This window comes from Nocardia sp. CNY236, from assembly GCF_000482385.1.
Classification (GTDB): Bacteria; Actinomycetota; Actinomycetes; order Mycobacteriales; family Mycobacteriaceae; genus Nocardia.
The window spans coordinates 1-21551 of sequence record NZ_AXVD01000047.1 but is presented as its reverse complement, the minus strand read 5'-3'; the positions used below and the strand labels follow the sequence as shown (position 1 = coordinate 21551).

Here is a 21551-nt window from a genome sequence, read left to right as displayed (position 1 = left end):
CCATGATCACCGTCGTCGGCATATCGGGAAACTCCGCCAGCAACTCCCGGATCGCCGGCTCGAACTCATCGACCACCGAACCCTTCGGCTTGCGCCGATATCGCGGCGGCTCATGCGCCGCCAGCGCCTTCTTCACCGTGTTCTTCGAGATCTTCAACCGGCGAGCTATCGCCCGGATCGCCATACCCTCCGAGCGATGCAACCGGCGGATCTCCGCCCAGTCCTCCACGTTCAACACCTCATGATCGTTCACGGGTGGGTCAATATTCACCCGGAACCAGAGGGTCAGTATTCAGCCGGATGCGACATCCATGCGCGGCGGTGGGTAGCAGTGCTTCCCAGTCGATTCCGACTCCGGTGACCTCGAGAGCCGCCGACGCTAGAATGAGGCGGCGGCTTCCGTCTTCGCCGCGCCGCAGTGTGGAGGCTATACGCACCGGTGATCCGACCGCGTCGGCGGTATCCTGCATCGCGATGGTCAATACTGGATGAGTACTGACTTCTAGCAACCGTGTAAACCCGTCGTCGAGTACCGCCTCGGTGGCCCGCTGCAACTGCACTGGTTTCCGCAGGTTCCAGAACCAGTACCGCGCATCCATGGTCTCTGTAGCCAACTTCTGCCCGGTTACAGTGGAATACAGCGGGATTCGGGACGGCTGCGCGTCCACCGCCCCCAGCGCCTCGAGCAATGCGTCCCGCACTGATTCGACCTGGGCGGTGTGCGAGGCGTAATCGACCGCGATTGATCGCGCCTGCACTTCGTCACGTTCGTGCTCAGCCAGCAGCTTGGCCACGGCGGTCGTCTCACCGGCCACCACGATCGACGCCGGACCGTTCACCGCAGCGATCTCCACACCCGCGCCCAAACGCGTCGCAACCGCTGCCAGCGGCAGTGACACTGACGCCATCGCGCCGTTGCCGGCCAGTCCTTGCGCGATCAACGCGCTGCGAGCCACCACGATCCGCGCACCGTCCGCCAGGCTCAGCGCTCCCGCGACGACCGCGGCGGCGACCTCACCTTGAGAATGGCCCATCACAGCATCGGCCACTACACCCAGCGACTGCCACACTCGGGCTAGTGAGACCATTACCGCGAACGACACCGGCTGCACGATCTCGACACGGCCCAGCCAGTCACTGCTGTCGTCGGAGAGCACCTCGAGTAGTGACCACTGCACCAGCGGATCGATTGCCCCCGCGCACTCGGCCATCGCGGACGCGAACACCGGTGACCAGGCCATCAACTCTTTGCCCATCCCGATCCATTGAGCGCCTTGGCCTGGGAACACCAGGACGGTCTTCCCGCCTTCGGAAGCACCCGTCGTCACCCCGCGGATGACGTGCGCGGCCTGCCCACCGGAAGCCACAGCATCCAACCCGTCCAGAAACGACTGCCGATCGGCGCCGATGATCACCGCACGGTGCTCAAACCGCGAACGCCTCAACAACTCCCGGCCGACCGACACCGCGTCGGCATCCGCCCCAGCCTCCGAGAGCAGGAACTCACGCAGCAAACGCGCCTGCCCGGACAACGCCGCCACCGACCGCGCCGAAACCACCCACGGCACGGCTATGAAGTCGTGAGGTACCGACTCCGCACTATATCCCGGTTCAATCTTTTGGGACGAACCTAAAATGACGTGAAAGTTCGCGCCGCCCAACCCGAACGAAGAGACCCTACCGTAACTATGGGATCCACTATGGTGATTGATCAGCTCGGTCGTGTCGGTCGGGATCGTGATATTTAGCCCAGACAGGTCGATGAGATCACTGGAACTCGTGAAGTTTCTATTTCCAGGAAATCTTTGATGCCACAGACTTAGCACCGCCTTGATTGCTCCAGCTATACCGGCAGCAGCATCCAGGTGACCAATATTGGCCTTTACCGAACCGATGACCAGTGGACCCGCTGTTCGCCTCGATCCGATAGCGTCGCCCAGCGCTGTCGCCTCCGTGGCGTCGCCTTGCGCTGTCGCTGTGCCGTGTGCTTCGATGAATCCAATGTCATCGGGCAGGATCTCGGCATCCGCAAGAGCCCGTTGAATCAATTTGGCCTGCGCATTGGCGTCGGGCGCGATTATCCCGAAATTGGCACCGTTTCCGCCGGCCGCCGTACCGCATATCTCGGCATAATTTTTCGCGCTCGCGCTCTCCATTGACGAAGAAGTCATCAACAAGACAACACCCCCGCCTTCTCCTGGTACAAAACCGTCGGCCTGCTCATCGAAAGGGCGGCATTCACTCCCGGCCGAAATTACACCTAGCCTGCCGAGGTCGCGGATTCGATCATGACTGCGAACGAGATGGACTCCGCCCACAATCGCGATATCTATATCCCCGGACCGAAGCTCTCTATAAGAAAGATGCATCGCAGCGAGCGAGGAAGATTGCCCGGTGTCTACGACAACACTTGGCCCGTCGAATCCGAAGAAATGAGAAATTCTATTGGCGATAAATGAGCTACTGGATCCTGATATCGATGAATCACTGCCCGCATCCTTGATAGAATCCCCCAACGAGCCGATAAAAACTCCCACGCGACTGCTAGAAATGACACTCGGGGATACGCCGGCATCCTCAATTGCTTCCCAGGCCAATTCAAGCATTATTCTTTGACGCGGGTCCATCACGGCCGCTTCCCGAAGCGAAAGATTGAAGAAACTATTGTCAAACCAGTCTGCAGGTTCGATACAGTTGAAACGGAAATCATCCCGGTCAAAACGGGAAACCGCACCGTTCGACAAGGATGAGCCACCCTCCTTCGCCACGAGCATTCTCCAAAATTTTCCGGGCGTGTCAGCGCCGGGAAACCGGCAAGACAAACCCACTACATGAACCTTCACGGCACTCAAGCAAAATCGACCTCCAACTTGAATATAAGAGCGATCAGACAAGCCCTGGAAGCGCGATTGAGAGCTGAAGTAGTCGCACTGAGATGGCGTCTTACGCGGTTGTAATTCTTTGAGGTTACGCCAGAATCGGCTGTGCTGCGTGATGTCCGAATCGTGGTCTATGAGTTGTTTGTCCCGGATGAGTTGCGGACTCTGGTCGAGCCATTGCTTCCGGATTTCACGCCAGGTCCGGGGTGGTGAAACCACCCCGGCCGATGAGGTTGAGCTGTTTTCGAAAATATCATCGGCCGAGTACGCCGTCAAACCATCCAATGCGAATACCAGAACATGACGGCGACTGTGGTTCGACGTGTTCCGCGAGGCCCGTTCAGCTGTCCTACAGTGGCGGCGCTGGCTGCCGGGTTTGGAACCGCCTCATTCCTCGAATGAAGTCTCCATCAGGTCGAAGCGCTATCCGTCCGAGGTTAGCGAGAAGGCCGTTCGTCTGGTCTTGAAGCGTCTGGAAGAGTTGGTATCCCCGTATGCCGCCGCAAGGTCGGGGATCTGGTCGCTGCCAGTCGTCTTCTGGGGACCACTCCATGAGCCCGTTCATATTCTCGTTCGATGGCCGCTGCCAGGGTGAGTGTGGGTCGCAGAAGAACACCGGGACACCGGTGCGGGTGGTGAACGAGGCGTGAGCGACCTCTCCCGGCCCTGGTCCCAGGTCAGCGACTGCTTCAACAACCCTGGCAGGTCGTTCATCGCCAGCGACAACTGGGCTGCGCCCCGGTCCTCGGTATAATGGCCCACCGACCGCCGGATACCGCCCAGCAACCACCAAAGAAGGCCTCCGACGTAGGCTCTGATTCCCAGACTACTCAACGACGAATGGGGGCATAGTGCGGAAACCGGTGATGCCGAATGACGGTTGCGGCAACCAGTGCATAGATATACTGGAATTTTTCGCGCTAGTCATCGATCGGCGGCGACGTGACCGCTACTACAGCTAATCAGCGAGGCCGCGAATGTTTCCGGCGTTATCGACATCCACACCCAAAACCCTCGACAACGACAGCCTCATCACCTCCTGCATATCCTCCACGACCTCCATGTCCTCGCGGATTACGGAATCAATGTCCGTGCCCTGGCTGGCAAACTTGCCTTGAAGCTTCCCAGCCATGTCGAAATCCCCGAAACCAGAGACATTCATCGTCCGGTCGGCGAGGCGAAGCATACTTTCAAGGTCAGCGATACGCTGGGCGCACGCCAACAAACAGTTGCGGGCGACTGCCTCATTGTCCAGATACAGCTCACCCGCTCTGACCTGCTCGGCGATCCTCGACCAGCGACGAGCCTCATTGTCAGCCATGTACCCCTCCTGATTCGATCCGCTGACTACCGGGGCAGATGCGGAACCAGCGACGACGCCGCCTCGGATAGCGACCTGCAAGGGTCGGGCAAGTCGGTCGCCCGCGGAGACAAACTCAGCAGAGAGATCTGTACGCTGCCCTGCTCCGCGGCGAATACCACGTCACACTTGAAATCTCTGTTATCGGCGTCAACACGAAACTGTTCTCCCGGACGTCCCGCGATTGTCACCGACTGAAAATCGGCATTTCTCGCCTTGGCCCCGTAGTCCCGGATGGTGCGGGCCGAGGAATACACGGTGAGCGCGAAATCGTCGTTGTACCAACCGCAGATTTCCCAACCAGACCGTGGTCTTCCTTCGATACCGCTTTCCTTTGTCTTTGGGTCGACACCGGCTGCGAGCACCGCCTCGTCAGGGATCGTACACGGGTCGTACAGGACGACTTTGGTGGTTGTCGCCGCGCTCTTGTCGGTGCTGGTGGCTTCGCCGCAAGCGGCGAGCCCGAGCACCAGTACGGCAGCCGCCACCAATCTGATACCGCGCATCCCCCGCCCTTTCGGTCGGCCCGATCTCAACGCGCTGAATGTAGCAGACTCGGATGGGCGCGACTGTCGAGAGTCGAGGATCAGAATGCGCTGGGCATGAGCGTGCAGCACACGATGCGCGGTCAATGCGGTAGATAGACTCCCTCACGCACCTCGGTTACGGTCCGGATGATCATCTGCCGCAATGTCGCAGCAATCCGCTCGGAGGTCGTGGGTTTGATGGTCAGGGTGTCAGCACCGAAAGTGACATAACGGCCGTCATCTTCGACGTCATTGAGCTGGAAGTCCTTGCGCCCATCGACATGCCGATTGTCCACGCTGCCCATCGCATACACGCCGATATGACCGATCAACGTCATCGCCTGAGTGTAGAACCGCTCGAACTCCTCCCGTGGGGTCGGCCTCCATGCATCACGCACCGGTGGACGAGGCCGCCCTAACTCTTCGGGCGATACTCGCACTTGTCTACCTTGCCCGGCGTTACAGCGCGGAAGCACATCAACCGCGGCCTTGGCAACCTCCCCCGCCGACAACAACCGCAAGATCACATCACCGCCCTGCTCGTGGTCTGCGCCAGGCTCCTGTACAGCAATCGCGCCATGCTGATCGTGCACCGCTGCATGCGCACGCAGTTTGTGCTCTCGTCGGATGCCCACAAACCCGGCTACCTCCACCCGAGCTTCCGGGGCGAGAAGTACTTGTACCACTCGCACCAGGTCATCATCGAGGTGGGCGCGGAGTGACTGCGCCGCCTCCTGCCGCAATCGCAGACTCTCCGAACGGAACTGGGTCGTGTGCTGGTGACGCAATGGATAGGGCAGAACGTCTCGACCAGTGGACTCCCACAGTGTCCGGAATTCGAGCGCGGTGAACCGCCAGCTCCGCATCTCAGCCATGACTCGATACCTCGCCGCACAGAATCATTCACCAATCACAGGGGGTACCGTCTTTGGCAAATCTCGCAGACCGAGCAGTTCGTCTCCGTGCTCTTGGGTGACCAAGTAGTCTGGAGCGCTCTTGCCTGATTCTTCATCGGACGTGCCACCACGCCCACCGGAAGCCAGACCAGCTGGCATGCCGGTCATTCCAGAGCGAGCCGAGGAGGTGCCCGATCGCGCGGCTGGCGGAGTGGCTCCGGCGGGGGCGCCTGGCACTGGGACAGCCGGTGACCGCACCGAGTTGCCGGGTGAAGCGGAGCCGGGAAGCCTTTCAGAGCCCCCAATGCCGCCGCGATTTCCAAGACCGCCCACTCCACTTCTACCGGCACCACCTCCGCCACTGCGGCTTCCAGAACCGCCCGGCTCACCGGAATTTCCTGGGCCGCCCACACCAGTAGAACTTCCAGAGCTGTTCGAAGCTCCCGAAGCCGGACCGCCGGGGGTGGTCGCCCCCGGAGCGGTTGTAGCCGATGCAGTCGATGCCGGTGCGGTGAACGCGGAATCGGGACCTGCAGATGGCGAATTTCCGGCAGGATTGTTTGCAACCTGAGTATCTCTGGAGTCTGCCGGGTCGCCGAATTCGGTACTGGAAGTGTTCGGACTGAATGATTGTGAACCCGAGCGGCTTCCGTCACCAGAACTTGCGCCCCCGAAATCAACTCCACTAGACGCTCCACCACCGACGGAGTCAGCACCGGAGCTTGCCATGGGAGTTGGACGAGGAATCACAGGCACGCCAGTATCGGACTCCTGAACAACTGGGGCGTATACGGTGTTCAACACCCGCAATGCCTCCTGCTTCGCGTTGTACTCGGCAACATCATCATTGCGCCAGCCACGTCCGGATATCCATGAGCCAAAATTTTGCACTCCGCTGCGATGCTCCGGCGGATGCGGGACCAACTCCTTGGTGGGTTCCAAGCCGGTCCTCAGTTCATCCAGCTTGCTGCTGGTCAGCTTCGCTGCTCTAGAGACTTGCTGACCTTGGGCTGTGTAGTTACCGACGGCGTTTGCCGCAGCGTCGCGTGCCGCTCCTCGCCATACCCCCTCATCGGTAGCGCGGGACATGCTACCCGTAAATCCTTCTAGCGATTCGTCGTTCTTATCAGAGATGTTCTTCCAGTCGGCAACGAGGTCGGCGACTGCTGTCGAATCGATCTGATCGACCTTGGCACGTAGCGTGGCAAGGTCGTACCCTTCGAATTCATCTACCTCATGAACCTCCTGCGGCCGAATCTCGCCATCGAATCCAATGTCGTCCGCACTGCTGCGCACCCGATCGCGTTTCTTGTTGTACCTTTCCTGGACGGCATAGGGATCGACCTCAGGCTGCAGTTCCTCACCAGAAAGAAAGTCGGTGATAGTACGTAGCGTCGCCGAACCCAGCCGCGGAAAGTATAGATCAGGATTGTACCAATAGGTCATCATTGCACCCGCTCTGTGCAGTATCCGACACCGGACTCGCTTTCTGCATCTTGTCCGGTGTCGCGCTTGGTCGAGATGATCATGACCCCTTGAAAGGTCGGCGAATTCTCGAAACTTTCAAAGGAGATCTTGTAGATCGAAAGATATTCTCCAGTGGTCTGGAGAATATCGGTTTCCAAATTTTTGACATTATCGCAACGATTAATATTCACGGTTCCATGGCTCGGTTCGCACACATCCCGGGGATCTGCAATGTGTTTGTTGTATACCTTCACGCACCGATAGGCGACCCGCTCGCAATCGAGGTACAGTCGTTTCGACCGCGCGAGGTAGACAATCCCATCCTCCAGCGAAGAACAATCCTCAAGTGCCTGGTAGGGAATCACAATTCCTCCAATCAAGACGCAGTCATTTTCGGCGAGTCATAATGCTGAAAAGAAGGACACGGGGTTCTGTGCGTCGGCTCATCTGATTCGGTCGAATTTTCCCTCCAGCACAGCCATCGTGAACATTCGCCACTCACCTGCGGTTACGATCAGAGCCGGACCGGTCGGGTTCTTTGAATCACGGATGCCGACCCTTCCGACGCCGAGCCATGCAACTTCGACACAGGCCTCACCGTCTCCGCTGTGGGAAGACTTGAACCATTGCCCGCTCAAGGCCCTTGTGGTCACTGATCATATCTCCATGTCAGATTTCTTAGTAGATCACGTGATGGTCGTTCTTCCAGCGCGGCGCTCTTGAGAGACCCATACATCACCCGGAAGCGCTCCACATCGTCGTTCTCTTCGAAAATTATTGTTCCTATAGCTCCTTCGGTGTAGACCACGGATGGCTCATTATGCGGAAAGTCGATGACGATATATGGAGGCAAGGCCAAACCGCCAGGGAATCCTGCTGTAAACGGTACGATTCGGATGGAGATGTTCTCCAGCGTGCTCATGTCCGCAATATGGCGAAGTTGGGACGCCATGACTCGACTGGAACCGACCACGGTGCGCAGCACCCCTTCATGTAGCAAGAATTCCGCCTGGACCGGCTTGTGTCGGCGAGTCAGTATCTTCGACCGTCGCATTCGCAAAGCTACGCGCCGATCCACCTCATCTGAAGTATCAGCCAAAGGTGATGCTGCGACTACCCGTGCGTATTCGGCTGTTTGCAATATTCCAGGCACAACAAGTGACTGGAAGAAACGGAATCCGGTTGCCACAGCTTCCAATTGAAGATACGTGTTGAATCCCGGCCTGATCAGCTTCCGGAAGTCTTCCCACCATACCTTAGGATTCGCATGCGATACCAGGGACCTCAAATACTCGACGCGGTCCTCCGCTATCCCGTAGTACTCGCAGATGAAGTCGATATCGCGAACCTTCACCCGCTCGTTCTGCCCGAGCTCGAGTCGTCCGAGGCTGGATCGGCTGATCTCCAGAGCCTCGGCGACCTGCTCGAGCGTGTATCCGTTGGCCTGACGCGCGTCGCGCAGCGCTCTGCCCAGCTGGCGACGCGGCAGCGTCGTCGTCTTACCGAGGTCCGACTTGGTGCCCGCCATTCAGTGTCCTCCCCTGCTCTCCCACAGTGTGACTGATAGTTTCCCGCTTCGGGAATCATTGAGTGCCCAACTGAGAAGCTCCCAGGGATACGTACCGATCGCCGTACCTCGACTGTTTCGAGCCCGCCGTCGTGAGCACGACCCGCAGCATATGCGCATGCACCGACGATATGGAAGAAGCTGCAGACCTCGGCCGAACACGGCTGCAAAGAACGCAACGTCTCGTCCGGAGACGCCAGTCCAGCAGGTGATTTCGATAGCACTGCCGCAAGTTACGGTCCGGAGGTGACTGCGAGTGCGCCGAACCACAATCGGAGCCACTCACGCGGGCTGGCGAGTGATGGGCCATCGTGTGGAAGTCCTGTTTTTGCGCGATGAGACCGACCGAACGCCTGCCCACCGACTGCGCAACGACGGCACGATCGTTCGAATACCGCTGGGACAGCCCGGTTTCATCGGATTCGATCAGCGCGCGCCACCGGACCTGGCGCAAGCACGGGAATGGTTCCCGCGCCACTTCCGGCTCTGGGACGCGGTACGTACCCAGTTCTGGGATGTCGTGCTGCACAGGCACGCAACCCCCTCCGCTGCGCGGACTCAGACGGGGCGGCGCCCCGGATGAGCCGATCTATCCGAACCTTCGAGATATACAGCTGCCCAACCGAAGAGTTGACATGTCCATACGACGGAAACGACCACGACCGCAGCGTCCTGCGCGTGCACCACGCGGCAGGCCTTTGGAGAACGTATCGATGATCCGCTACCCACCCCGCGTCGCGATCGACGCGATACTCACGACCATGATGTCCGAACGCCGCGCCGACCCGGCCGGCTCGAACGCCGACATCCTCCACTTCTGGGGGTTCGCCCGCACCGACTCCCCCACCACACACGATATGGCCCACACCACGATAGTCCTCGACGCCGACGCCGAACGCTCACCGATCCTCGAATCCGCACAATGGCTCATGCAGCGACTCTCCGGCCGGCTATGGGGTTTCGGGCTGGCGTATTGGACCGTCGGCGAAATGTTCACCGGCCGCGACGGCGTACCCCGAGAAGCGATCGATGCGGCCATCGCGGGCCAGTTGCTCGAACGTGCCGGGGCCCACGAAGTCTGCGCGGCAACGATCTTCGATGCTCGTGGCCGCTCGTATACGTCGATGACCTACGCTCACCTACCCGAACTCGGACAGTCCCCTACCGGGGTGGACGACACCCGTGGGTGCGTCGACACCTGGATCGACCTCTTCGACCGGCGGGCCGCTACGGCGCATGCGTGGGCGGCGGCGATCACCCTGGATCCGGACGGCAACCGAGCCACCCTGGCCCGGCTCCGCGCATCATGAGCCGGGCCGTCGAGATCAGAGGACCAGTCGCACCATATCGGCGGTTCACGCGAGGCCGGGCAACGCCCGCGGAGTCGAACGCGGATGCAGCGCATGCACCACCAGCCGAAACATGACCGCCCGCACCAACATCTGCGGCCACTCCGACAGATCCGACCAGCGCTCGATCAACCCGACTGCACCACGCCACCGTCGTCATCACCGACGGCGACTCCTACCGCATGAAACACCGCATCAAGCGAGGTGACCGCCCCTGAACTGAACCCCACCCCCAAGGAGGTGGGGACTTTTCCTGGCTTGCGATCCTCGGTCACCCGTGAGGGTGACCGCCACGCGGGAGCTGAATCGGCGTCGAGCAACCACCTGCCGATGTTGCGATCCTCGGCCACCCGTGAGGGTGACCGCCACCGCGACGATCTTGGCCTGACCCAGTCTCAAGTCCAAGTTGCGATCCTCGGCCACCCGTGAGGGTGACCGCCACTCATTGCATACCGCTGATCCTGGGCAGACTGGCGCGTTGCGATCCTCGGCCACCCGTGAGGGTGACCGCCACGACGCGCGGTCGAGCCGGTAGCGGTTTCCGCCCGAGAAGTTGCGATCCTCGGCCACCCGTGAGGGTGACCGCCACCGCATCCGACATCGCAGGTAGCTGACGCCAATCGGTGTTGCGATCCTCGGCCACCCGTGAGGGTGACCGCCACTCATTGCATACCGCTGATCCTGGGCAGACTGGGGCGTTGCGATCCTCGGCCACCCGTGAGGGTGACCGCCACCGCGCGCGAACTGGGCGGATGTCGACCGGGCCGCGCGATAGGCACTGTTTCGAGTAGCTCCAATACGATAGCCGCTGTTCGCCAGTTCGGAACCTCTCTGGGAATCCATGTGCACTGGAGGTTCCTAGCTACAGGATCAGCGGGTCGCCGTGTGGTAGTACTTGGGCGGTTCCGATGGCGCGGACTGATTTGAACGAACCTTTGGGTATTTTGTAGATCCGTATGCTGTCTTCGGTGTTCTCTATGAGGCGGTGGATGCTGTCGATCAGGATGAGCAGTTCGGCTTCGGTGCAGACGATTTCGAATACGGAATTTTGTACGCGCAGTCCATAACCTTCGCAGAGTTTGGCGACTTTCCGGAGTCTTCGCCTTCCTGCGGGAGTGGTGGTGCAGACATCGTAGGTAAGCAGGAGCTCCATCTATAGCGTCCAGGGCAGATAGGTGGGCAGTTCGGCTCGCAGGTGCCGCGCGAGTAGTCGTGCCTGGATCGAAGGGAGTAGCGCGACGTCTACTTTTCTCCCCAGGAGTCGATGCGGCAGTGACCGTTGCTTGTAGCGTTGCCATTCGGTGAGAACCAGCTTGCGGCCGCTTTCGGTCAGTTGCACCGCGCCGCCTGGCAAGGTCTCGAAGTGCTCCGGACGGACTTGTCGACGGTTGAGTAGGGTCAGGGCGAGGCGGTCACCGATTGCCGGCCGGAGTTCTTCCATCAGATCCAGGGCCAGGGCGGGTTTGCCGGGACGCAGGCCGTGTAGGAATCCGATGTAGGGGTCGAGTCCGACTTGTTCGGCCGCACCGTGTACGGCGGAGCGCAGCAAACCGTACAGGAAGGACAGCAGCGCATTGACCGGATCGATGGCCGGTCGCTTGATGCGGGCGGTGAACGCCAACCCGAGATCTGGCCGCAACAGATGCCGCAGGCCGGAGAAGTACAAGCGGGCGGCTTGTCCTTCTATGCCGAGCAAGACCTCGAGGTGGGGTATCTCTGGGAGCTTCTGGAGGAGGTCCGCCAGGTCGTCGGAGATCTCACGCAGTGCCTGTTGCCGATGGACAGAATCTCGGGCACCACGCATGAGGATCTGGCGGCTGTTCTGGATCTTGCCCGCGACACACGATCTCGCGATCGATAGTCGGGCTTCAGGATCGGCGTGCGCTAGATGCTGGCTGTGGCGCAGTAGCACATTGCCTCGGGTCGGGCCGTCGACGCGGCCCAGAAATCTGCCTGCGGAACTCATCCAGACCTTGGGCATACAGAGTGTGCTCATGGAGCACCCGCGGCATCGGTTGTCCGCCACGGCCGGTGCTAGTTCGGCCCGCTGAGCGAACGATCTGACCGCTTCCGCGGTTTGCACGACCCGCTCCCGTAGCGCGTCATCGATCGTCACCGGATGGCGTTTACGATCACCTGCCGCGTAGATGAATCCGGTGTCGATCCGGGTAGCCAAACGCTCTTCGAGGCAGACCGCTTGTCCGGCGAGCTGGACGTCGGCGGGACCACCGGGTTGGTAGCGTCCCGACTTGTGTTCCACCGGAGCAACGGTGCCGTCGGCGAAGATCTCGACCACGTCGCATACCCCGATCAGGCCGACGCCGTCATGCCACACCGGCAGCGCCCGCAAGGTGCGGACGCCAGGTCTGGACTCGACACCGGGATCGTGGACATGCGCGTGCATGAGAGTGCCGCGGATGGTGTTGGAATCGTCGGCGTAGGCGTCTTCGAGCAGGATCAGTGTGGCTTGCCGGGGGCAGTACGCGTAATGCTCCAGCGAGGACAGGGACACCGGCAGTGGGTCCGCGGCGGTGGCTGGGGTCATCCGATGATCCGGGTGAGTGTTATGCCATCGGGGAGGGCGGCTTCATCGACGGTGATGGCGTAGTCGGTGAAGTTGCGGATAGGTGTGGGCGGGATCTGTTTGCTGTCGGGGGTGATGTGGACGGTGTCGGTGAGAGTGTGGGCGGGTGCGGTGCCGTAGGCGTCGTGGTGGGTGAAGACATAGAGGCCGCGCAGGGCCATTTCGCCTCGGGTGGAAGCACGATCGTGCTCGAACATCAGGGTCATGCTGCGCCAGAACAGGGCAAGGTCCTCGGCAGTGACGCCGGTGCGGGCGGCCAACGGTGCACTGAAATGTCCGACACCGCGGTAGAGGCCGTAAGGGACGGCGTATTTGCTGCCCATCTCGGTTTGCTTGGTGTCGTCTTCTCTGGTTCGGGTGAGGCGGGTGATTCCGTGTTCTTGGGGCAGGACGGGGTGGATGCTGCGAGAGAAGGTCAGCTGCAGCGGGCCTTGGACACGGCCGGCGGGTTTGCTGCCGGTGGTCATGACGGCACCGAACATGCGGACGTCGTAGAAGTTCTCACACATCCAGCGCCGCGCGGACAGCTCGGATGCTTTGCCGGCGGACAGGTCGAGTTCTTTGTAGGCGCGTTCGTGTTGGGCGTTGAGCGCTACCCCGGCTTCGACGTAGATGGCGTTGCCGGGTTTGCCTTCGCCGAGCAGGGAGACCATGTTGCGAATTTTGCGCTTGATAGCGACGTCGGTGACCAGGCCTTGCATGGTTTCGGGGTCGGTTCGGGGGATTCCGCCGCCGTCGGGGTCGCCGTTGGGATTGCCGTCGATGACGTCGAACAGGAACACGAAGTCGTGTTTGCGGGTGGGGTCGAGATGAGCGGCGTCGATCATGGGATGGAGTGCTCCTTGTCGGTGTCTGTCAGGCGATGGGTTCAGTGGCTGCGACGTTTTCAGCAGCCGCGGCCTTGGCGTCTTTGGCGGCCTTCCCGGCGCGGGCTGCGGCCATCTCGGCGGCTCGTTGGTGGTCGTAGCCGATAATGAATCGAACTTGGGCTGCGGCGTCTAGGTGTGCGGGCAGCGCAGTGTGCCACTCGAGTGCTTCGGAGATCTTGGCCAGCTGAGCGTGGAGTGCCCACCCTGCGGGGCGAGTGGCTTGCCTCCCGGTGAGCTTCTTGAGGTGGCCGTTGGCGTTGAGACGCAGCATCCGCATGGCCGCGAGCGGCTGACTCATGGCGAGCCCGAAGTAGCGATCTCGGATGGTGGCGTTGATGTCGGGGATCGCTTGGCGTTGGATGACTTCGAGGACGGCGAACATCCGGCCCCATACGTAAGCGGGGTCTGTGGCGGTTTCGTCGAGGCCTGGCATGACGTTCTCCTTCAGATATGGAGGGCGGTTGAGAGCCAGGCGCAGCATCGCCACACGAGGCAGGTCGACGTGGTGGTCGTTGCGGATGCGATGCAGCAGCCTGGGCACCAAATTCGGTGGTGGCGGGCCACCGTGTAGCGCGCAGCGCAGCAGCTCTCGCTCGATACCGGAGGCCGCGCTCCCGGCGACATAGGATTTGCGCTGTCTATCCCAGCGGCCGGTGGCCTGGACCATTGCCTTCAGACCCACTTCGTGGATGCCGTCGGCCCACGCCTGGGTGGATCGGTGGTCGTCGAACCAGTCACGGAATCGTTTCTTGATTTCCAGAACCGGCATATCGATCCAGTCACGCACCACGACGCGGCTCTGGTTCGCCGACAGGGTGATGGCGTAGAAGTCGGAGTCGTCGACGACCGTGCCCGACTCACCTTGCACCACTTCGTTCCGCAGTGCGGAGACCTGCTCGGGGGCGGGTGTGTCGATGATGCGGAGATCGAATTCGGCGGCGGGCTCGCGCAGCCACCACGTCAGGACGTTGTCCTCACCGCGGCGATGATGCCGCGGGTCCGACAGCAGGCTGTTGAGCGCAGCCATGGCATGCCCGCCGCAGTCTTCGCACAGCGGCGTGTTGGCCAGTTGCAGGGTGCCCATCCGCCCTTGGGCGGTGGTGTTGATCGACACCACCGCCGCATCCCGGCCGCGTTTCGGCCGCCCAGCCGCGTCGATACCCACGGGAATCAGGCTGCCCTTGACCATCTCCGGAACCGTCTTCAACGGTCCGACTGTCGCACACGACAAGCAGAACCCCTCGCTGCCCGAGCTCTTGCGGGTGCGCGCCACTTGCGCCCAGAACCTGGTCGCCGACTCCCGCAGCTGCACCAGCTCACCGGCGACGAGGAACGCCACCAAGTCCGACGACTTCGCCTCCTGCAGCCGAGGGTCGGTCAGAAGATCGAGATGTCTTCCAGTCGTGAAGAATTCACAGATCCTCTGGGCGACTGGATCATTGCTGGACTCCCGCCATTGCTGCAACAGGGCAAGGTAGGCGTCGTGGCGCCGCGCCGCGCCGCGGTGGGCCTTGTCATCATCCTTCTTGGCGAAAGCGAAGACATACTCGAGAGTATCGACCAGCAGCATCGGGGCGACACCACTGGTGCGAGTCAGATACGGTGTCGCCAAAGGTGTTCCGGACTTGTAATTCGCATCGGCCCGATCTATCAGATTCGGGTTCCCGGCGTCATCGAGCACGACGGCCCACCGCACCGTCCGGGTCCGGTAGTAGCGAGGTGCGGCGTCCTCGGTGCGGCTTGCCACGAGGCGATCAATCAGCATTCGCTCGCCTCCCGCGTTTGACCGCGCCCGCCGACGGCAGTTCCATGCCGCGGGGCGGAACGTGCAGAACGCCGTCGGTCAGCCTCGCGAGGAACCAGCGGTAGGTTTCGCCGCCATCGGGGCCGTAAGCGATGCTGTGGAGCATCACACCGAGGTCTTTGTCCTTGTCCCGCCGACCCGAGATGGGTTCGGCTGAAGTGGCTTTGCCGAAACGGGCCGAGAATTCGCGGGTGCCGAGGAACGGCTGGGAGTAACAGGCGCCTCTGTCGACGCGGCGGCGCAACTGGTCACGATATGCCATCTCGGTAGCGGTGGCATGGGACCGTAGCCGGATCTGGGCGTAGATACGGTAGGCGACATCACGCAGTCCCACGGTGTTGCGCTGATCGCGGTCGTCTTCGACGTCGTAGCGCAGGCCGGGATCGGCGATGGCGCGGCGAACCCAGTCGTCGGAGACCATCGATTTGACCTCGTTGCGGCGAATGGCAAACCAGCGGATCGGTTTGAGGACCTCGATCTTGACGATGATGTAGTCGAATTCTGGTTTCCAGAAGATCGCTTCCAGAATTCCTCGGGCTGCGGACGGGGTGATGACTTCGTAACTGAAGCGTTCGGATTTCATCTCCGGCCGGGTGAAGCAGGCATAGTCGCCACTGACCTCGACCACCAGCGGGGAGTGCGGATAGTACGGATGGGTGCTGTTCACCAGATGTAGTCCTCCGGGTTGGGATAGCTGAATTCGATTCCGCGGGTGCCGTAATCGCCGCACCACTCATACAGGCGGCCGCTGCCGGATTTGGTTGGATCGCCGACCAACACTGTGGCCAGCCCCTCGGCCACAGCCCGCACAGCCAGTCGCTCGGGCAGCGCCGCCAGATAGGGCTGCAGCCGCCGATACACCCACGGCTCGACCGGATCCGGGCCGAGCACTCTGGCACGGAGGTCTTCTTGTTCGGCGTCATCGCCGTAGCGGACCACAACAGGCACTGTGTGTTCATCGATCATGGTGAACATCGCAGCGACCTTGGGGAAGTCGAAGACGGCCCGAAGCTCCTGGATCCTCGCACCAGCACCGCTGTTCTCGATGTTGTTCACCGCATACCGAGTGGTGTAGTAGTCCCGCAGCAGGTCGAGCCGGTCCGGGTCGCGGCCGGGGCCGTAGAACGACCGCGTGACATCCAGGGCGGGTCCGTACACCATCGCAGGGCCTTTCACACTGCCATCGACCGGATCGAACACCACCACCCGACCTTCATCGAGCAGCCCATTACGGTTGCAACGCCCAGCGGCCTGCAACAACGCCTCCGCGGGCGCGAACGCCCGATACACCACCGGGAAATCCAGATCGACACCGGCTTCGACCAACTGGGTACTGACCACCACCACTGGCTGCCCCTCGGCGAGCCGCGCCCCGATCTCCTGCAGCACAGCGCGACGGTGGCCGCCGGCCATCCGCGTCGACAGATGCAAAACCGGCCCCTCGGTATCCCGAGCCTCGATCAGTCGATGTAGCTCAGCGGCATCGGCGGTGGTGTTCACGATAGCCAACACCTGCCGCTCCCCCTCCACATCCTCGGCGATCTGCCCGAAGGTGGGTTTGGGATCGCACCGCCACTCGAACCGCACCCGCCGTAACCGGTCGTACAACGGCTGCGGTCGCGCGATCACATCCCGGCGCCCGATACCCTGGAATATTTCCAAGCCGAAGAACTCTGGCTGCGTCGCCGAGGCCAACAACACCGTCGTGCCGAAGTGCTCACTCAGATGTCGCAACACTCCCAGAATCGGCAACAACAACGAATCCGGCAGCGACTGAACCTCATCCAACACAATCACCGACCCTGCGAGTCGGTGCAGCTTCCGCATCGCCGACGGTTTGCGGCTGAACAGCGACTCGAACAACTGCACTGTCGTCGTCACCACCACCGGCGCATCCCAATTCTCCGCCGCCAACCGCTGCCAACGACCGCTGGAGCCGAGCTCGTCCACATCGACGCCACTGTGATGCTCGAGCACATGCTCATCACCGAACAACTGCCGATACACCGACGCATTCTGCTCGGTGATCGACAAGAACGGCACCGCGACGATCACCCGTGCCAAACCATGCTGGGCAGCATGATGCACCGCGAAACCACCTGCCGCGATGGTCTTCCCAGCGCCGGTCGGCGCCGGAAACGGGAAGATACCCCTAGGCTGCGAAGCAGCTGCGACAACCTGCTCGTAGACCTCGGTACGGATAGCATCGACCCGCAGCGCCTTCTCATCAGAAGACGTAAGCCGCGCATCGAGGTAGTCGCGACGGTTGCGTTCATAGACCTGCACCAACTCCGACAACCGCACCGGCATCGGTCGCGATTGTCCGCTGAAATGCTTTGCGGTATCCAAGTAATCGGCATCCACCAAAGCGCTGAACACCATCCGCAGCAGCAACTCGACGACACACGGCTCGGCCGGCGGCAACGCCCACGAAGGAATCCGCGGCATCGGATCCGGGAAGATTTCCGGCACCATGGCCGCGACCCGAGCGATCGCCTCCTGCACCGCGTCACGATCCGGCCCCTCCGCCCGCGCAACCGCCTTCACCAGACCGGGGCGATCACCCAAACCTCCGTGATGACCCAAAATCGCCATCGACAACAAACCCAGGCCCGCTCTTCTCGCGGCCAACCACGTACCGGCGAGCTTGTGGTCGATGCTGCGGCCATGCTGATCCACCACACGCCCACCGTTGGCTTCAGCGCGCACAAGCCCTGCCTGCCAGGGACAACCACCCTTGCCCGTGTCATGAGCCAAACCGACATACGCCGCAACCCGCCCCGCCCCGAACACCTCCGCGAACTCCGCCGCCATCGCGGCAGTACCCCGCAAATGATCGACCAGATCGTGACGCACCCCCAGGGCATTCACACTATGCGCCCACAAACCCGAAGCCATGGTTGCCCTTACATCCCACCGATCCCAGTACAGCGAACATACGCCCAGGCACCGACGGACTCTGGCGCATCAGAGATTCAGGGAGACAACACACATTCGGCTCCCCGAATCTCCGACCTCCACCTGAGCCCGCACAGCGCTGCGGCTCTGTGTCGAAGGTAGCCAGCAGAGCTTGCAGGCGAGCGACTTCATTGGTTTGGTGGTCACTCCGACTTGGGCGAGGACCACTCCGGTGCGCTGGCACAGCGCGGCCAACAGATGCGCCAGGTTCCCGGCGGCGTCGCGGGCGCCTTTGAGAGTCTTGCCGTCGAACGCGATCACCCTGTGTCCACCGAGCATGCTGGTGCGCAACCACAATTAAGCGCCGATCACCTCGTCGAAACGGTCGGCGGCCCCTCGGCCCAACACGCGGCGGATCGTCGATTCCGACGGCACCGCCGCCACGGCACCCAAGCGGGCCAACACCGGGACCGGTGCGTCAGCGGCCCACTCGGCGATCGCCGCGAACGAGCGCGCCGGTCATCGTGGCCGCGATGGCGATGGCCAGCACGCCCGGCAGCCGATGGCGCACCCCGCGACCCCAGGTCACGCACGCACTTCACGACTATGCCGAGGCCCTGCCCACGGCCCGTCCCCCGCCAATACCGTGCTCTAGGCGTATCGTGCTCCAAGCGGGACTTCGATTGCCGGATAGTGCTTGCGGTTTCGGCACTCCTAGCTAGCGGGTGCGCCCGTTAGTCTGTGCAATTGCCAGGCAGATGAAAGAGGTGCACAGCTTTCATCGAAATTGGGAGGGAATGGAATTGGCGCCTGATCCACGTGGGCAACCCGGGCTTCGGCTGCAGGTCGACCCGGATACGTTGCGATCCATGGCACACGCTCTTGGGGAAGAGGCCAACGAACTGCGCACGGTGAAAGCCGATCCCGGCGCGGACGAGGCGGGCGCCGCCGTGACGAGTTCGCCGATCGACACCGCGTGTGACGGCGGTACCCGTCGGGTAGAAACGGCCCTGGTGGTTGTTTCACGCATCGACCACATCATCTCCATGGTGCGCAGCAGCGCTGACGCGTTCGAGTTCACCGACGAATCCTTCGCCGAGGCAATGAAAGCCATGGGAGAGTTGTAATGAGCGTACCCACCCGGGAGCAGATCGCGCGATGGCGGCCGGAGCAGCTGGCCACCGCGGGTGCGCAATACGCCGCCGTGGCCACACGGTTGCGAGGGACACTGGATGCGGTGTCCGAATCATCCACAAGCCAGGTGACAGCGGTGACTGGAAAGGTTCTGCACGACTCGCCGCTGAGGAACGCGCTGTGTCCGAGACGACCGAGCGATCGATGATCTGGCCACCGCGTTCGACGAGGGGGGTGATTCGGTCACGACTCTCGTTCGCGATCTGCTGAGCAACGCACAATGGGCCGCGAATGAGCGATTCGCGGTCTCCAACAGGTGGAAAGTCACCGACACCGTGACCGACGCGGCTGCTTCGGATGCCGGACTCAATACGATGGCAAACTGGCAGGCCGCGATAGATGATTTGGGAGCCGCTCTGGCAGACGCGCTGGACCACACCGCCCGGAGAATCCGCTCGGCCCTGAGGGAGATCAGTATCGCAGCGCCGGAATCGTCCGCGAGAATTCCGGCGGGCATGCAGTTGCCGATGACAGAGTTGAGCCAAGCGCGGCAACGTGTCGTCGATTTCACCGAAAAATACTGGAAGAATTATAACCCTGACTATCCAAGCTACAGTTCCGACTGCGCGAACTTCGTCTCCCAGGCCATCGAATCCGGTGGATTTCAGCAGAAGATGACACGCGACCGCTTCAACGACCCGAATGACCATGATCCCAATGCATGGTTCTCACAGTACGACGAAAACACCTTCACCGAAGACTGGGAAGCTTCGAGAACCTGGACATACGCGCCAGATTTGCACCAGTTTCTCACCGAAGGAAGCGTCCAGGCAGAAGACGGAACGCCTACCGGTACGGCTGCTCCGGAAAGTGTGTGGACCTCACCCGACGCATCGGTAGATCCCAATGCGCTCTCCAGTAGTGGGCTTCAACCTGGCGATATCGTCTTCTATGAACGTACAAACGACGAGGGGAAACCGGAGATTACACATACCGCAGTATATGTTGGACAGGATTGGATCACCATGCCCGACGGCTCCCGAGTGTGGGGAGATGTGGTCAACCAGCATACGACAGACCGTCATCATGCGCCGTGGTTCCTGCCGGGATACGCGGAGAATCCAGATTTTTTCCCAATCAAATACCGCCCGGTGAAGATTGACTACCCAGAATAGTCCGCGCCGCCGGACGATGCTACGCGAATAGAGAGATCACAGTGATCAGAAAAAACCGGATCATCCGTATACTACTCGTGCTCGCGATCGCTACCGGTGTCGGCTGGTTCTCATTCACCTCATGGAAATTCACCGGCGTGACCTGGATGTTTTCTCCGCCAGAGTCGATGTTCCTCCAGGACGAGAGATTCGACATGACAGAGGACTCACCGGTCGACTCACTCGCCGACCACGAATGCATCCGCTTCGACTCGATACCGATCACCCGGAAACCGATCTGCGAGTTCCAAAGGAAGATGGGCGATGAAAGATGGGATGTCGCCATCGAGTGGGGACCTGGCGAATACTACAAGTACTACTCGAGAGGTCCTGCGTATTTCTGGTATCCCACCACTTGGTGAGGTAGCGACGCTCCTGGACAATTTGCCCTGCCGGACGCGCACCAACGCCTTTGTTCGACCGACGTAAGCCGAGTCCCAACATAGTCATAACTGAATTGCGTAGACCCCGACGACACAACGAACCTACTGATACAATCGTCTGGATAGAAAGTATTTTCCCTATGAAGAAACGTGTCGTGCGCATAGCGTTCATCATGGTGCTCATCACTGGTGTCGGCTGGTTCTCGTTCTACTCATGGAAATTCGCCGGCGTCACATGGATGTTCTCCCCGCCGCAGCATATGTTTCATGACAAGGAGAAAAACCTCATGACACGTGACTCTCCCATCGAATCACTCGGCGACCATGAATGTATCCAAGTCACCTCGATGCCGCTGCCCCGGAGGCCGATCTGCAAATTCAAGGGATCAGAAGATGAAGCGCCCTATTTCGCTATCAAGTGGGGACCAGCAGAATTCTATAAGTACCGCTCCAGACATATTGATAGGTTCTGGGCGGCGCCCACCGATATCCCTGCGGCAGCGGACTCGGACCGCGACCGCTCCGCCGTAGCCGGCCACAGCGCACCGTGAGCCGGGCCGAGGAGATCAGAGAACCAATCGCACCATATCGGCGGTCCGCGCGAGGCCGGGGAACGCTTG

Annotated in this window: 23 protein-coding genes, 2 pseudogenes and 1 CRISPR repeat array; of the genes and pseudogenes, 7 read left to right on the top strand and 18 right to left on the bottom strand. The window is 61.2% G+C overall.

Annotation, left to right across the window (positions count from 1 at the left end; genetic code table 11):
• The 10 genes and pseudogenes from K940_RS0120365 to K940_RS0120310 form a co-directional block, all read right to left on the bottom strand.
• Positions 1 to 238, bottom strand: a 238-nt coding sequence (locus K940_RS0120365; RefSeq protein ID WP_028479004.1) for a helix-turn-helix domain-containing protein, incomplete at its 3' end; no start/stop codon positions are given.
• 22 nt (positions 239 to 260) lie between these two features.
• Positions 261 to 3164, bottom strand: coding sequence for a type I polyketide synthase (locus K940_RS29545; RefSeq protein WP_081706523.1), 2904 nt, complete (start codon positions 3162 to 3164; stop codon positions 261 to 263).
• 265 nt (positions 3165 to 3429) lie between these two features.
• Positions 3430 to 3602 (bottom strand): annotated as a pseudogene (locus K940_RS33750) (transposase); the annotation flags it as partial.
• Positions 3603 to 3837: 235 nt separating this feature from the next.
• Positions 3838 to 4200, bottom strand: coding sequence for a hypothetical protein (locus K940_RS0120345; RefSeq protein WP_028479003.1), 363 nt, complete (start codon positions 4198 to 4200; stop codon positions 3838 to 3840).
• Positions 4201 to 4226: 26 nt separating this feature from the next.
• Entirely contained in the window at positions 4227 to 4745 is a 519-nt protein-coding gene (locus tag K940_RS0120340) for a DUF3558 domain-containing protein (protein ID WP_028479002.1), read from the bottom strand.
• A 122-nt stretch (positions 4746 to 4867) separates the two neighbouring features.
• Positions 4868 to 5641: an ESX secretion-associated protein EspG gene (locus K940_RS0120335; RefSeq protein WP_028479001.1), complete on the bottom strand. Its 774-nt coding sequence runs from the start codon at positions 5639 to 5641 to the stop codon at positions 4868 to 4870.
• A gap of 24 nt (positions 5642 to 5665) precedes the next feature.
• Positions 5666 to 7111 carry a hypothetical protein gene (locus tag K940_RS32560; RefSeq protein WP_155981011.1) on the bottom strand — a complete coding sequence of 482 codons (1446 nt, stop codon included), beginning with the start codon at positions 7109 to 7111 and terminating at the stop codon, positions 5666 to 5668.
• Positions 7108 to 7494: a hypothetical protein gene (locus K940_RS0120315; protein ID WP_028478999.1), complete on the bottom strand. Its 387-nt coding sequence runs from the start codon at positions 7492 to 7494 to the stop codon at positions 7108 to 7110. Before K940_RS0120315 ends, K940_RS32560 begins: the two co-directional genes overlap by 4 nt.
• A gap of 78 nt (positions 7495 to 7572) precedes the next feature.
• The gene (locus K940_RS31920; RefSeq protein WP_081706521.1) at positions 7573 to 7782 is read right to left on the bottom strand and encodes a DUF397 domain-containing protein; all 210 of its coding nucleotides are present in this window, start codon (positions 7780 to 7782) and stop codon (positions 7573 to 7575) included.
• Positions 7779 to 8657 (bottom strand): helix-turn-helix transcriptional regulator, encoded by an 879-nt coding sequence (locus K940_RS0120310; RefSeq protein WP_028478998.1) that lies wholly within the window; start codon positions 8655 to 8657, stop codon positions 7779 to 7781. Before K940_RS0120310 ends, K940_RS31920 begins: the two co-directional genes overlap by 4 nt.
• A gap of 295 nt (positions 8658 to 8952) precedes the next feature.
• Between K940_RS0120310 and K940_RS0120305 the strand changes: the two genes are divergently transcribed.
• Positions 8953 to 9279 (top strand): hypothetical protein, encoded by a 327-nt coding sequence (locus K940_RS0120305; RefSeq protein ID WP_196812314.1) that lies wholly within the window; start codon positions 8953 to 8955, stop codon positions 9277 to 9279.
• 130 nt (positions 9280 to 9409) lie between these two features.
• Entirely contained in the window at positions 9410 to 10006 is a 597-nt protein-coding gene (locus tag K940_RS0120300; RefSeq protein WP_028478996.1) for a hypothetical protein, read from the top strand.
• A gap of 45 nt (positions 10007 to 10051) precedes the next feature.
• Here the strand turns inward: K940_RS0120300 and K940_RS31915 are convergent.
• The 8 genes and pseudogenes from K940_RS31915 to K940_RS0120255 form a co-directional block, all read right to left on the bottom strand.
• Positions 10052 to 10180, bottom strand: a pseudogene (locus tag K940_RS31915) (TIGR02569 family protein); the annotation flags it as partial.
• A 122-nt stretch (positions 10181 to 10302) separates the two neighbouring features.
• A CRISPR array of direct repeats spans positions 10303 to 10779; the repeat unit is 37 nt; unit sequence GTTGCGATCCTCGGCCACCCGTGAGGGTGACCGCCAC.
• A 128-nt stretch (positions 10780 to 10907) separates the two neighbouring features.
• A complete protein-coding gene (gene cas2, locus K940_RS0120290) occupies positions 10908 to 11198 on the bottom strand; it encodes a CRISPR-associated endonuclease Cas2 (RefSeq protein ID WP_028478995.1) in 291 nt (96 codons plus the stop codon).
• Positions 11199 to 12590, bottom strand: coding sequence for a CRISPR-associated endonuclease Cas4/Cas1 (locus K940_RS31910; protein ID WP_081706519.1), 1392 nt, complete (start codon positions 12588 to 12590; stop codon positions 11199 to 11201).
• Positions 12587 to 13456, bottom strand: coding sequence for a type I-C CRISPR-associated protein Cas7/Csd2 (cas7c, locus tag K940_RS0120275; protein ID WP_036529492.1), 870 nt, complete (start codon positions 13454 to 13456; stop codon positions 12587 to 12589). Before cas7c ends, K940_RS31910 begins: the two co-directional genes overlap by 4 nt.
• Before the next feature lie 28 nt (positions 13457 to 13484).
• Positions 13485 to 15263 carry a type I-C CRISPR-associated protein Cas8c/Csd1 gene (gene cas8c / locus K940_RS0120270; RefSeq protein ID WP_028478993.1) on the bottom strand — a complete coding sequence of 593 codons (1779 nt, stop codon included), beginning with the start codon at positions 15261 to 15263 and terminating at the stop codon, positions 13485 to 13487.
• A complete protein-coding gene (gene cas5c / locus K940_RS0120265; RefSeq protein WP_028478992.1) occupies positions 15253 to 15969 on the bottom strand; it encodes a type I-C CRISPR-associated protein Cas5c in 717 nt (238 codons plus the stop codon). Before cas5c ends, cas8c begins: the two co-directional genes overlap by 11 nt.
• The gene (locus K940_RS0120260; protein WP_051407408.1) at positions 15966 to 18200 is read right to left on the bottom strand and encodes a CRISPR-associated helicase/endonuclease Cas3; all 2235 of its coding nucleotides are present in this window, start codon (positions 18198 to 18200) and stop codon (positions 15966 to 15968) included. The genes cas5c and K940_RS0120260 overlap by 4 nt, the downstream gene beginning before the upstream one ends.
• Positions 18201 to 18269: 69 nt before the next feature.
• Positions 18270 to 18521, bottom strand: a complete 252-nt coding sequence (locus K940_RS0120255; protein WP_196812313.1) for a hypothetical protein — start codon at positions 18519 to 18521, stop codon at positions 18270 to 18272.
• A gap of 548 nt (positions 18522 to 19069) precedes the next feature.
• Between K940_RS0120255 and K940_RS0120240 the strand changes: the two genes are divergently transcribed.
• From K940_RS0120240 to K940_RS0120220, 5 genes are all read left to right on the top strand, one after another.
• Positions 19070 to 19327: a hypothetical protein gene (locus K940_RS0120240; RefSeq protein WP_196812312.1), complete on the top strand. Its 258-nt coding sequence runs from the start codon at positions 19070 to 19072 to the stop codon at positions 19325 to 19327.
• Positions 19327 to 19542, top strand: a complete 216-nt coding sequence (locus K940_RS33205) for a hypothetical protein (protein WP_028478988.1) — start codon at positions 19327 to 19329, stop codon at positions 19540 to 19542. The genes K940_RS0120240 and K940_RS33205 overlap by 1 nt, the downstream gene beginning before the upstream one ends.
• Positions 19543 to 19669: 127 nt before the next feature.
• A complete protein-coding gene (locus K940_RS0120230; RefSeq protein WP_028478987.1) occupies positions 19670 to 20509 on the top strand; it encodes an amidase domain-containing protein in 840 nt (279 codons plus the stop codon).
• Positions 20510 to 20550: 41 nt separating this feature from the next.
• Positions 20551 to 20910 (top strand): hypothetical protein, encoded by a 360-nt coding sequence (locus K940_RS0120225; protein WP_028478986.1) that lies wholly within the window; start codon positions 20551 to 20553, stop codon positions 20908 to 20910.
• 161 nt (positions 20911 to 21071) lie between these two features.
• Entirely contained in the window at positions 21072 to 21482 is a 411-nt protein-coding gene (locus K940_RS0120220) for a hypothetical protein (RefSeq protein ID WP_028478985.1), read from the top strand.
• The last annotated feature ends 69 nt before the right edge of the window (positions 21483 to 21551 follow it).